This window comes from Pararobbsia alpina (assembly GCF_902859895.1).
Taxonomy (GTDB): Bacteria; Pseudomonadota; Gammaproteobacteria; order Burkholderiales; family Burkholderiaceae; genus Pararobbsia; species Pararobbsia alpina.
This window is the reverse complement of record NZ_CADIKM010000003.1, coordinates 315,432-328,645: the sequence shown is the minus strand read 5'-3', so window position 1 is coordinate 328,645 and position 13,214 is coordinate 315,432. Positions and strand designations below refer to the sequence as shown.

Genomic DNA, 13,214 nt, shown 5'->3' with positions numbered 1-13,214 from the left:
AGGAGAACGCAATGGCCACGCTGGCAGGATTTCCGTACTTCGAGTTCGAGGTCGACAGGCAGGGTACGCCGGTGGATCAAGCCGCGCGCAAGCAAGCCCTCGAGTTCGCGGTGGCGGGCGAGACGTCCGACATTGTGTTGATGTCTCACGGCCGGAACAACGATATGGAGGATGCGCGTGAGCTCTATCGGAATTTCTTCACGGCGTTCCGAAAACAACTGACTGACGATGGCTCAGCATCTCTCGCGCGCAAATTCATTATCCTCGCCGTGCTGTGGCCTTCGAAGAAGTTCACTGACGAGGAACTGATACCGGGCGGTGCCGCCAGCGCCGGCTCGCCGATCACAGGCGCCCTGCTCCATAAGAAAGTTGCCGATCTGAAGGGCGTCTTCGATCACCCCGATGCCGACAAGATTCTCGCCAAAGTGAACAAGCTGATTCCCCAGCTTCAGAACAGCCAGGCCGCACGACAGCAGTTCGCGGATCTCGTGCGCGAACTGCCGCTCGACAAGACAGGCAATGCCGAAGACGCATCCGATCGCTTATTCAAACTCACGGGCGCTGAATTGATGGATCTCCTGGCCAAGCCAGTCATGCCGCCGCCCATCAAGCGGGCGGGTGGCGGCGCGGCGGACCTCGGAGTTTCGCCAGGCGGAGCGGCGGGACTCGGAAAAGTCTTCAGCGGCGTTGAATCCGCTGCGCGCAATCTGCTCAATTTCACGACTTACTATCAGATGAAAGAGCGTGCGGGGCTCGTGGGAAAAACCGCGGTGCACGATCTCGTCCGCGAGATTCTGACTAAAGCGCCGAAGGTAAAGGTCCATCTCGTCGGGCACAGCTTCGGCGCGCGCCTGGTGACATCAGCCGCGCTCGGTCCGGATGGACAGCCGCCGCTCAAATTTTCGTCCATGACACTGCTTCAGGCAGCTTTCTCACACAACGGCTTCGCACAAAAATTCGACGGCAAGAAAGATGGATTCTTCCGCCGCGTTGTGTCGGAAGGGCGAATCTCAGGTCCGATCGCCATCACGTTCACGGTGAATGACAAGGCAGTCGGGCTAGCCTACCCGCTTGCTTCATTGATCGCAGGGCAGAACGCGGCGGCTTTGGGGGATGCGAACGACCCATTTGGCGGACTTGGCCGCAATGGCGCGCAACACACTCCCGAAGCCACGACGCTCAAGCTCCCCGCGCTTGGCGCGGCGAATACATTCGTTGCGGGCAAGCTGCACAATCTGAACAGCGATAGCGTGATTACCGGGCACTCCGACATCTGCAAGCCTGAGGTCGTGCGGGTGCTGATGAGCGCCATTGAAAAAACCTGAGCTCGATGCATCGGCGTCACGCTCAGCATGACTACGTATCAACATCGGGGGGCACCCATGCCCTCGCACTTGCCACCAAAAAAAGTTGGACCGCGGCAGTCTTGTGGGCCGTGTCCCCTATGTCCGGTCCCTGCTGGTCCACGTGCGAGAACAGGTTCAGACAAGAACCCGACATCAACGAGCACCCGCTCAGAACGATGACGGGATCGATATGTTCTTCGCGGCGCTCGCCGCCGAAAGCGCTGCCGAACGGCGGCGAGCCGACGTCTTCCTGAGCCAGATCATCAGCCCAGTCGCGCTCAATACCGCAACCGCGACGCCCACTGCGCTGATCAGGATCCGGCCGCCTATTCCGGCGATCCGGCCGGAATGCAGAGGAAATTGCGCCTGCATGAAGATGTCGCCGGCCGAGCCACGTCCGGGAATCGACGAACCAGCGGGCTTGCCCGTGCTCGCGTTGTAGTACAGCCAGGCGTTGCCGAGGCCGACATCACCGTGGTCTTGACCGGGTGCGAAGAAGCCCACGCCATAGGCATGCAACGCCGACGCGTAGTACAGCGCGCCCGGCGGCTCCGTCAGGGCGTGCCGCGCGCCGTCGTTGACGGCCGTGTCCAGAATCTGTTCGCGCATAAGCCGCCGCGCCCCAGGAACGCCCGAAGGCGCGAGTTCAGGATGGCTTGTGATCGACGGCGCGAGTGTCGAAAATACGGAAACGATCGGACGAACGATGGGATCCGAGAGATTCATCGACACTGATGTCAACGCGATGACGACCAGCAAACCCCAGATCCACACGCCGCCGGAGCGGTGCATGTCGAACGTCAGCGCGTAGCCGCCGCGCCTCATGCGGAAAGCGAACGACTGGCGCCACGCCTTCACGCTGGGAAACGACAGGATCAGCGCGATTCCGCTGTCGAAGAACCACACAATGCCGACAATCCCCAGCAGCCACGTCCCCACGTCGATCCCGCCGACGAACGGCACATGCCACGTGTAATGGAGCTTGTAGATGAACGGAAGCAGATTGAGCCGCGCGAGCGACACCGCACCCCGCTCACGACGGCCCTGGAGCTCGCCGGTGGCGGGATCGACCAAGAGTTGATTGAAGCGGACCGCTTAAGGCTGGCCGGTAGCGGGGTCGGTGCGCGGCTGCACCATCATCTGCAGCGCATGCCCGGCCTCCACGCCAAGCGGCAGATACGTGACTTCGATGCGTGGATCGGCGGCTTCGACAAGCCGCGCCAGCTCCAGCGACGACAGCGCCGGACCCGTCGTACGCGCATGAAAGAACGACGGATTGAGCGCCGCGTCGAGTTCGTGATCCCACGCGATGATTGCGCCGGTCAATCCGGAGACGAACAGGAACAGCGCCGTCGCGACGCCGAGCCATCGATGCAGGCGAACGAGCAAGGGTCTCATGACTGCGGCGACCGAACCGGTGATACAGCAATGATGCAGACCAGGAACTTGCCGCCGTACGAATAAGAATTATTCGCATTCTATCGACGACCATGCAGCGGAGCAAGGAAGATGTAATCACCCTTCTTCGCTGAGCCCGCGCCACTATCGCTGGCAACTTCTGACGAGCCCGGCAGCAGGTGCGGCCTTGACGACGAATGGTGGAGCGATCGAGCGGTTCGGTATTGCTGGCGGCTTACTTTCATCGATTCAGACGCGTGCAGGTACGATTCAAGACGGGTCGTCACTCTGTTGTTTCCGTTTATGGGAACGCCTGCGCTGACGGGCACGATGGCCTGCTCTACCATTGCTCAGTATCGAACGCGTTTGGTATCACGCGGGTGACGCCTTGTCCATCACACGAACCAGGCGCAGCGTCGCTATAGAAACCACCCGCTTCTTGCTGTTCGAATACGCAGCAACGGCATCCCACTCCACCAGAAATAGGAAATCTCCAAGTGCGAAAATTCATCGGTTATGCAGCGGCAGTTGCGTTGATGTTCGGACTATCGTCGGCTCACGCCGCGTGGCGCGTCGACAATAGCGCATCGACGTTCAATTTTGTTACCACAAAGGCTCCCGCACAGGGCGTTGCAGCGATCGTGGAGGTACAGAAGTTCAAGCAGATCGATGGCACGCTCGGCGATGACGGCAAGCTGGAGTTCGACGTCGATCTCGGGAGCGTCGAGACCCACATTCCACTGCGCAATGAGCGATTGAAAGAGATTCTGTTCAAGGTTGCCGGCAACCCGAAGGCGGTCTTCGCCGGGACGGTCGATGCACGCCGCTTCAAGGCAATGCGCGTGGGCGCGCTCGCAGATGTCGACGTGAACGGGCAGTTGACCATCGATGGTCAGAGCAACCCGCTGACCGCGAGCCTGCGTATCGTCAAACTCCCGTCCGGGGCGTTGCAGGTCTCGACTAGCGCACCCATTGTCGTGAACCTGAAGGACTATGGACTGCAGGATGGCGTTGAGGCACTACGCACTTTGATGAAGCTGGACGTGCTGGCGAGTTCCGCGCCCGTCACTTTCTCGGTAGTGATGAAGTCAGAGAAATAAAGAGCGAACGCACCTACGATTCACATGTTCGGCGCGGACAGGAACCGATGGCTTGTCTATGCACGCCAGTGAATGCGGGACATGCACTCGGTCCAACAGGACGGTCTTGCCCACGCCCCTCAAGCCTACCCATCAGGACGCTTTTGGCCTGTCTGCCGTGCCGCATCCGTTCGATGCACAGGGTCACCGCGGCCCGGACTGCATGGCGTCCGGCCAGTTCCGGCGGAGGGCTCCCCGCTCCAGGCGCATAGGGATTGAGGATGGGATCCCTAACTTTGCTCAAATTGCCTCCCGTCATATGGGCCTCAATACGCAAAGCAATAGTCTCCGCATCCCTGATGGCGGTCCCGGACACCGTCCGTGTTCTTCTGGTTCGTCAGGTAGGTGTCCATTTCCACTGAATCCGTTCAGCCGGTAACCGCTTGCCCGGTGCGCAGTTGATGGCGCTGCAGCGCCACACGCTCCACCTGGCTGAACAAGGCATTGGCTGAACCAAAATGCGATGAGCCAATCTTGGTCTTGATGAATGAAATGGTCTTGGGATAGCCCCATCCCACCATATAGGCAAGGATGTGATTGATGCAGGTATCGAACTCGAGGTGCGGTAACGTCGCCGCGTAGGTCGTCTTCACCTGAACCATCTCCTTGTGAGCTTTGCCCATGTTGGAGCCGGCGCACAACGCAGCGATTCCCTGCATTGTCGCTTCCAAAGGCGCCATTGCCGCGTTATCGGGCAACTGTCGCAAAGAGAGATTCGAGACATATCCGCCCGTGCCCAGGACGGCAGCGGGCTTGTTCGCATCTTTAGCGGTAGGAAGGTAGTTGAGCATATCGTTGCCGTAGCCTTCGTACACAGCGATGTGAGTCAACTCATGCACGATATTCGCCAGGTTGCCCTTCTGATACTCGCAAATATACCGACTCCCGCCCTGGCGCTGGAACGGTACGATGCTGCCGCCTGTGGGCACCTCCTTCCATGTTTCCACGGCATCGACATAGGCGAGTACCTCGCTGAGTACCTTTCCGTAAGTCCTCCCGGCATACTGCCCCGCGAGAATTTGCAATGCTGCCAAGTCGGCGACTGGTTTGGCCATGAACGGCTCCCCATTGTGTTGGTTGAATAGCGGCTGAAATACGTGGCGGATCAGGCTGCTCCTGACCTCGAGGGGCAACCCGATCACTCGAGTCCGAGCAGCGTGAGATAACGTGTGAGGTCTCCCTCCTGCTGCACGATTTCGCGCATCAGGTCGGCAAGCGGCATCTGCCCCCATGACACCGCCCGTTTAAGCAGGTACGGTGTCGGGCTATGCGGCTCTTGACGCTCAAGGTAGGCTGCGATCTCATCGAGCAGGCGATAAGCGTGCGCACGGTCGGCAATCAGTCCGGTGAGGCTCGTGACGGCGCCTCCAGCAGCGATCTGTGGCATGGGCAACTTACCTGCGGTCGTAAAGGATGCGTCAGACGACAATTCGCCGGACGACGGCGAATAACCATGGGCGTCGTAGGATGAACCCGCTAACTCGGATACGTGATTGGCGGTGTCCGGTTCGAGTCTACCTTCGTGAATGGAAGCCCCGTATGTTTCGTCGCCCGCGTTTTGTGCGCCGGGCACACGGTGTTCGCCAATGAGGCTCGTCGCGGCCCGAGACAAGCGCGCCAGTGCATCCGCGACTGCCGCGAAACTCGGCGCATCGGCATCGAGCAGGAGATCGATCAGCCGCGCCAGTGTGTCCCATGCGTCGAGCGCAACGGCGAGTTGCCGCCGCAGCACCGCCAGCGCGACCAGATTGCCGCTCTTCGTCACGTGCTTGTCGATCAACTCGCGCGTCTGCGCATGCCCACTCGCCTGCGCGGAGGCGCCGGCCGTGCGCTGGAATTCGTCGAGACTGACGGCCGGCGGCTCGCGCTCTTCGATCACGATCAGTGGCACATGCAACGACAGAACGAGCGTGAGCGTATGGTTGATCCACACAAAAGGCGCGACTCGCGCATCGGCGTCGCCGTCATCGATCAGGGGATAGGCCGCATCCCAGTAACGTTCGGCCAGCCCCGTCAGCAGCTGCGTGCCGGCGATGAAACCTTCAACCCGGTACAGATGCGTCCACGCTTCACACAGCCATGCCGCAAGCTGGAAGTCCTTGGAGCGGGTACGCAGCGCCTCACTGCTCAATGCAGCCACCGTCTTCCAGTCGGCCTTGACCAAGGGACGCTCCCACTCGCCCATCGGCAGGCTCGCATCGTCGTGCCGGCGGGCATCGCTGATCTGCTGATAAACGGGCTCGCTGCGCAGTGACACCCCGGCGCCCTCGCCGCCCGGAATCGGAGCGAACAAGTTCTCCAGGTCGACGTCGAAGGCAGCGGCAAGGGTGCTCGGATCGGCCAGCATCATAGGGTGCTCCAGTCAGGCGCGCGGGATGGAAAGCTCCCGGGCCAGGGCAAGGGAATCTTCTTTCCGGCCGCCATCAGCGTCATGCGCAGGAACACCCGCCCATGCGCCTGCTTGGGGAGTTGAGCCTGGTCGGTAGCCGTCACGGCACCGAGCGGAAACTCGAAGCGAAGCATCTGCGCGGTTGCGCTACCGCGCAGGCTTCCATCGGGTACGCGTTGCTGTGCAATGAACGAGATCAGTGCCCACGGGTCGGCGAACTCCCAGGTCAAGGTGCGACCATCGGTCGACAACGCGCGTTGCTGCGGATCGTTCATGGCCGTCAGCGGCGAATCCTTCGCGAAGCGCAGCACGAGCGAAACCGGCATGCCGTAGTCCCAATGCAGAGAATGCGGTGCATCGTTCAGCGAGAGGGTCTGGTCGCCGACCTGGAGGGTCCAGTCGATGACCTGGTTGGCCGCGACTTCGGCGACGCGATTGACGCGGAAATCGATGCTGATGTCGTAGCCGGTCGCCGTGCCGTCCGTCGTGGGATAAAGCGGTGCAAGCAGGGTATCGACCTGATCGAAATTGTCGATGAAGCGCCGCACCGGCGCGCTCATCTGCACACCTTGCGCCGCACCCGTACGCACCTGCTTGACCATGCCGGAGACGCGGTCGTAGCGTTGCAGCACCTGACCGAGCTCGCCGACATCGGCCGCGCCCGCATCGGCTTGCAGAGAGCGTGTGGTGCTACGGAACGGCTGCCGTCCCGCCACGCCTTCGTTGAACGCCGACGAGAAGCTTTCCCATTGCTGGCGCAGCACGTCCATGTCGCCCTGGCTGCAACGTGCGAGCAGGCTGTTGTAGAGCCGCAAGTGAATCTCGGAGAAGTAATCGTCGGCACCGTTGACGAAGGGCCGCGGCGGGAATTTCGCGAGACAGTTGCTGGTACTCGTATCGGCGGCCACCGCCTGCACGAACTGCTCGAGCATCAGGAGACTGCTGTTCGGGTTCTTCAATTGATAGCGGTCGAGGTCGCGATCGATCGCCTGCCAGCGCTGCGCAAGCGGTGCCGTCGCGTCGGTCGCGTCGAGCGCGGCCAGGTACACCGATGCCTGCTTGCCTAACGCCAGCGCTCGCACCGATTGCTGGTCGAGGTAAGTGCCGAGCGCGCTGGCATCGGCAATACCGAATGCCGTGAGCACGGTACGCGGGCCGCCGGATGCGCCGGTCGTCCGCGTGGCATACAGCTCGGACTGCGTGAGCTCATCGTCGACCCGATGCAGATTCGCGAGGGCGTCATCCGACACGAACCGGTTCAGGTCGTCGAGTTGCGCGCTGGCACCCATATCGGTCAGGATCCCGCTGATCTTGAAGAGCCGCGTACGCGCCGCTTCGAATCCCGCGCTGTCGGGCTCGCCCTGCGCGAACGTGACGGTCGCGGCGGCCGCCGTCTGGTCGAACAGGAGTCGGGCGAACTGAACGTTCAACGCCTGCTCGATCGCGGGCCGCAGCGAGGCCGGCAGATTCGCCAGACCCTCGGTCAGGAAACGCTTGCGCACATCGCCAAGCGTCAGCGCCTGGTCGAGCTGGGCGCGGTCCCACGCGAGCGTCGCTCCGTCGGGCAGCGACGGCAGCGAGACGTCATGCGGTTCCGCCATGAACGGCTGGTTCAGCAGGTTGGCCAGGCTGTCGCGCAAGGCAAGGCGCGCGGGTGCGACGGCGAAGTGCGCGTCCTTGTCGAGCCACACCACGCCGCCGTCCGGTCCGCCGAAGCGGAGTGCCATCTCGCTCTTGAATGCCTGGAACGCCGTGTTCGAACGATCGCGAACATGCGCGACGAGCTCGGCGCCGAGCAGCGGGCTTTGTACGGCACGCGCCATCGTACGGTCATAGACCGGGCCCAGCGAGAATTGCACCTGATGCATCCAGGCGCCCTTGCCGGACGCGAGCAGGTCCTGCTGCGCGTTGATGCCGGCCACGACGGCGCGGTAGTTTCCGATCAGCTGCGCAAAATCGGTCGCGCCGGCATCGGTACCGGCAAGGCGTGTCAAGTGATCGGACACCGAGCGCTCCGATATCAGCAGCGCATTGTTGGTGAACATGCGATCGTCGAGTTGCCGCGCGCCCTTGTCGAAGGCGCAACTCAAGGCCTGCCGCAAGACCGGCATATTGAGGCCGACCACCGCGTCGGTCGAATGCACGCCGTCGATGACCGAATTGCGATAGAAGTACGGCAGGCTTCCGGCAACGTTGCCCTGCAGCTCGGTGCCGAACGCATAGCGGACCACCAGTCGCAATGCCTCGGCGTTGCCGGGCGACGGACGCTGCAAACGCTGCATGGCCTGCAGCGCCGCACCGAACTGGTCAACCGCGCCGACATAGCGTTGCAGCGAGTCCATCTCGGGAAGATCGTCCACCGCGAGGCTGTCGCTCGCGCGCTGATTGCCGTTCGCCCCCAAAGGCGGGGTGCAGTCGTCGCCGATGATGAGCTGGCCCGTGCTCGGGTCGCGAACCACCCCGGTCAATTGACTCACCCGTGCGTACATTTCGCGTTCGAGCGCGGTCACCGCGATCTCGCCGAATTCGCGCTCGAAACGTTCCTTCACGCGGTCGTCGAGATCGTCGACGAAGCTCCATGCGCCGGGCATGAACACGGTCCACGCGCTATCCATGCGCAGCCGGTCGTTCAGCGTGATCAGCGCGAGCGCCTTGCGACGATACCAGTCCGGTGCCAGGTCCTGCCCACCCTGCGCCGCGGTGGCCCGCTCCTGCGCATCGGTGTGCAATTCATCGAGCGCCGACACGAGTTCGACATTCCGATGATCCAGTTGCAGGGTCGCGATGACGAGGCCGATACCCCAGCCGCTGAGCAGCGCGATGCCGCCCCAGCGCAGCGCGCGATTGAGTACGGGCCGCGTCAGATGCTGCGAGCGTGAGGGCCGCGTGAGTCCGTATTCCAGGAAGATCTTCTTGTCGAAAAGGTCGCGCAGGAAAGCGGGCTGCAACATCAGTTCGTTGATCTGCGAGTCCTGCTCGCCCGCGTCGGATGCGTCGGCATCTCGCCCGCCTGCTGCGCTCATGGACGGCGCGTGATCGCTGCCGTACGGATCGTCGAAGGCTTCGAGGCCCTTGTCATCGACCACCGCGCGCTGGCCGGCACCGAGCTGCGCGAGCTCGCCGCTGTCGCCGGTCAGGTAGATGCCACGAAAGAAGAACGGCTCGTGATAGGCACTCGGTCGCAGCAGCTCATCGACGTAGAGCTGCAGCTGTTCACGCATCGCCTCGATGCGCGAGGGCAACAACAGCGACTCGCGTGCATCGAGTTGCCCCGTATCGAGGGTGATGAGCTCTGCGCTCGTATCGGACACCGAACGCATGATGCTGTTCATCGCCGTCTCGACCCAGTCTGCCTGATAGGTCGTCGACAGATCATGCGGCGAGGACCAGCCGAGCATGCTTGCGCGCAGCGGTTCGGGTAGCGCCCGCGCGAACGCCGGGAAACCCGTGAGCGTCTCGCAACCCGTGACGACCACATACACCGCGAAGCGCATGGCGAAGCGATTCTGCGCGAGCCACAGCCGGCGATGCGCGAGCTTCGCGTGACGAACCAGTTCGAGCCGCGCATCGGTATCGTCGGCGAGCAGGGTCGCGGCCGGCACGGTGATGACCACCGAGTCGAACGGCCGCTGTGGCCGGTAGCTCCGGCACAGGCTCAGGAACTCGTCCCAGGGCTTCTCGTCGCTCTCGTCGTCGGGTGAGCCGAGATAGGCGGCCTTGATGTCGATCACAATCCCACGGTCGAAGAAATGCCAGGAGATGCCCTGCGTGGCGGCGGAATTCGCGGCCTCCGAACTCAGCACGCTCGCGACGCCGGCCTGCGCGATCGGCAGCGCATGCGGATCGTCCCCTTCGCTGAGGACCATGATCCATGGAATGTTGTAGCGTTCGGTACGCGACGCGATATTCCCTTCGATCAGCTCGACCGCCTGGCGAAACGCGTTGCGCAGGGAATCGGAACGCAGCCGGACGATCTTGCGCTCGGCCGCGGGTTTGTTCTGCGCGCCCTGGGCCGCGAAATACACGACCGCGCCAAGCACCACGCAGACCACGAGGATCAAAACGCCGAGCGAAAGCAGGAATAGATTGCTCGTCAGCATGAATAGGCTCCGGTGGAAGACAGGCAATGCGACGACATCAGGAACAGGTGCCTCACGGGCTCACCCCCGTCACGGCGTCGCCATGCAGCGCGTTACGCACCGGCCACGATTGCCAGAGCCAGAGCATTTCCGAGATCGCGAGCATCGACACGAATGCGAGCACGAACATCACCGTCCAGCGGCTCACGGTCGGCAGCTTGCGCGGAGCGATATGCGACAGCGTGTTCGCATAGGCCGCGTCGGCCACCACCCGATCGCGGCCACCGAGATCGGCACGCCGCTGGTAGACGAATTCGTAGAGCTCCTCGCGGTAGTTGCGCAGTTGCGCGGCGGCGTCCGTGTCGCGAAACTTGCCCTGGAATCCCATCGCGAGTCCGAACAGGTAGAGTCGTGCGACGCCGCGGCGCGAAGGTTCGCGGTCCGAAAGCAGTTGCTCGATCTTGCGGAACACGAGATCGCCCGCCACGTTCGTGCGGAACAAGGTCGATTCGAGCAGATAGGCCGTCCACCGTTCGCGGCCGGTCCATGGCGTATTGAGCAGGATCTCGTCGGCGAGCACGGCCTTGAGGTAACGCGCATCCGCGACGTTCTCCATCTCAAAGCGCGTGCTGTCGCGGCGCGACTGCAAGGTCTGGATTTCCAGCAGGTTCAGCAAATGCCGGCTCAAGCCTTGTGCGGCGAGTTCGGGATCGGCATCCGGGGCTTCGGAGAAGCGCTTCTGCGCTTTCACGAGTTCATCGAGAAATGCGCGGAACGGCCCGGTCACCAGGTCGTCCTCTTCGGATGCGGGTCGATTGCGTGCCATGCTCAACGTACCTTCACTTTGATGTCAGCCTTTGACGAACAGCAGCATTTCCTGCGGCCGTTGGGCGTTCGCGCCTTCGTTGGGGTTGCCGATGATCAGCGATTCGCTGGCGAGCACGAGGTTCGGATCGGCCTGGATCTCGAACAGCAGATAGCCGGACCCCGAACGAATCCCGAGCTCCTGCGCATACTCGACGACACGGCGCGATGCGCCGAGCACGCGGCGGCTGCGCAGCGAGGCATGGACCGAACGCGAACCGATCACCGCACCTTCCATCCACGCGAGCAGATCACGATCGGACTGGCCGCGTAGGCCGACCACGAGCCGCTCGCCGATCCAGTCGGGTTGCAGCGCGATTTCGAACGCGCCCTGCTTGAATTCGAATTTGTGCTCGCGATAGTCCTCGCTGACTTCGGACATCTCATCGCGCAGCGCACGCAACAAGGGCGTGAACACGGCCAGCGGATCGGCATGATCGTAGTCGGGCGGCACGGGCGGCAAGCCTCCCGGCTTGAGCATGCTCAGGGAGCCGATCAGCGAGGCGAGCGACAGGTACAGCGCGAGCGGATGCAGGTGCGGCGTGCGCAAGACCGCCTCGGCCAGGGGCAGTCCGCTCAGCAGGCTACGCAAGCGGTCCTTGAGCTCGAGCTGGGTCAGGCGGTCGTCGACCTTCGACGACGGAATCGCGGTCTGCCGTGCAACGAACGCCGCCTTGCCGCGCAACTGGCCGAGCAGCGAAGCGACGCCGGTCCACAGGGGATTGTCGCGCGCGACTTCGAGCAGGGGCGGCAGCCGCTCGCCGAGCCGCACGACTTCGTTATCCTTGTAGACCGAACCCAGCCGCAAATGGACATACATCGCCGAGGGCAGTTCTCCGGCCGACAGTGCGAGATTGGGCACGAGGCGCGCGATGTCCGCGGCCGGCGCATCCGACACTTCGTCTTCGACCGGCGCGCCTGCCGACGAACGAAAGCGCTTCATCTGCGTGTCGCGCCGCATCGTCGTGGCGACCGGCAAGGTCAGGTAGAAATCGAGCGGCCCGTTGGCAAGCTGCTCCGAGTGCGATTCGAGTGACAGCTCGAGCCGCGCGCCCTCGCTCGTTTCCGCCGAGTACGACACGGCTGTGCCGTCCGGCATGATCGCATCGAGCAGCAACACCCGCACCGTGCCGCCCGGCAGCAGGCCGGCGTCGAACACGAGGCGCCGCACGCCCCAGCTGAACGGCGCGGCCGCGAGCGTCTGCCATGCGACGAGCGAGTCGATGCGCGAGGTCATCAACTGAAAATGCTGTGGCGAAAGCAGCAGGCCTTCGAACCACTCGATACGGTCGACCACGGGTATCGCGCGATCAGACATGGTCGACCCTCCTGAGGTTCGGATGGAATGTGTTCACAGGACGCTCATACACTGTCATTTCACGGCCGAGACGGAAAACGTGTTGTTGTCGAGCTGCAGGGCAAGCCGGCCGCCGAACTGTTCGATCCGGATACGATGCGCACCCGGGGCGGGATAATTTGCAAAAACGAAAGCACCCGCGACGCGCGGGCCCGCGAAGGTTTCGCCTGGCACGGTGAGCTGTTGGCCGGGCACCACCTCCCAACTGCGGTAGCGCACCCCGTCGGGATAGGTGTTGACCAGATCGGCGCGCGCGGCAAACCACTTCGATGCGGGCAGCTCGGCGAGCTTGGCGAGCAGTGTGTCATCCGTCACGAGCACGACGTCGACCGCGATCGGGCTGTTATTGTTGACGTCGTCGCTCGCGCTCAGCGTGACCTGCGTCCACTTCACCTTGTCGCCCTTGAAGCTCAGGAACGATGGCATCGCACAAGCGCCAAGCAGGCAGCACATCAGGACCATGGAGCAAACCGTCATCGACAGGTTTGCAAGGCGACTCTTCGTGCCGCTCTTCGTGCCGCTGTTCATGTCGCTCTTCATGCTATTCGGGAGCCATGCCCGCCGCTGCGCCGGCCGCCGTTCCGGCGTGCCTGGGCAGGCGCCGGACGTTCCAGCACGCTGCCCGTTTCTCAAAGCCAATTG

8 protein-coding genes and 1 pseudogene are annotated in these 13,214 nt (G+C 62.9%); 2 read left to right on the top strand and 7 right to left on the bottom strand.

Annotated features, from left to right (window positions below; translation table 11 throughout):
• The first annotated feature begins 11 nt into the window (after positions 1–11).
• Positions 12–1,325 carry an alpha/beta hydrolase family protein gene (locus HV670_RS05480; protein WP_175103611.1) on the top strand — a complete coding sequence of 438 codons (1,314 nt, stop codon included), beginning with the start codon at positions 12–14 and terminating at the stop codon, positions 1,323–1,325.
• A 189-nt stretch (positions 1,326–1,514) separates the two neighbouring features.
• Here the strand turns inward: HV670_RS05480 and HV670_RS05475 are convergent.
• Positions 1,515–2,744, bottom strand: a pseudogene (locus tag HV670_RS05475) (PepSY-associated TM helix domain-containing protein).
• A gap of 497 nt (positions 2,745–3,241) precedes the next feature.
• On the opposite strand from HV670_RS05475, the gene HV670_RS05470 reads away from it, so the two are divergent.
• Entirely contained in the window at positions 3,242–3,844 is a 603-nt protein-coding gene (locus HV670_RS05470; RefSeq protein WP_175103610.1) for a YceI family protein, read from the top strand.
• Between the two features lie 407 nt (positions 3,845–4,251).
• Here the strand turns inward: HV670_RS05470 and HV670_RS05465 are convergent, their stop codons facing one another.
• The 6 genes from HV670_RS05465 to HV670_RS05440 all read right to left on the bottom strand — a co-directional run bounded on the left by HV670_RS05465 (position 4,252) and on the right by HV670_RS05440 (position 13,100).
• Complete coding sequence (locus HV670_RS05465) at positions 4,252–4,938, bottom strand: hypothetical protein (protein WP_175103609.1); 687 nt, start codon at positions 4,936–4,938, stop codon at positions 4,252–4,254.
• 83 nt (positions 4,939–5,021) lie between these two features.
• Positions 5,022–6,233, bottom strand: a complete 1,212-nt coding sequence (gene tssA, locus HV670_RS05460; protein WP_175103608.1) for a type VI secretion system protein TssA — start codon at positions 6,231–6,233, stop codon at positions 5,022–5,024.
• The gene (locus HV670_RS05455) at positions 6,230–10,372 is read right to left on the bottom strand and encodes a type VI secretion system protein (protein WP_175103607.1); all 4,143 of its coding nucleotides are present in this window, start codon (positions 10,370–10,372) and stop codon (positions 6,230–6,232) included. The genes tssA and HV670_RS05455 overlap by 4 nt, the downstream gene beginning before the upstream one ends.
• 52 nt (positions 10,373–10,424) lie before the next feature.
• On the bottom strand, positions 10,425–11,177 hold the full coding sequence (locus HV670_RS05450) for a DotU family type IV/VI secretion system protein (protein WP_175103606.1): 753 nt from the start codon (positions 11,175–11,177) through the stop codon (positions 10,425–10,427).
• 24 nt (positions 11,178–11,201) lie between these two features.
• On the bottom strand, positions 11,202–12,533 hold the full coding sequence (tssK, locus tag HV670_RS05445; protein WP_175103605.1) for a type VI secretion system baseplate subunit TssK: 1,332 nt from the start codon (positions 12,531–12,533) through the stop codon (positions 11,202–11,204).
• Between the two features lie 54 nt (positions 12,534–12,587).
• Positions 12,588–13,100, bottom strand: coding sequence for a hypothetical protein (locus HV670_RS05440; RefSeq protein WP_343054334.1), 513 nt, complete (start codon positions 13,098–13,100; stop codon positions 12,588–12,590).
• Positions 13,101–13,214: the final 114 nt, after the last annotated feature.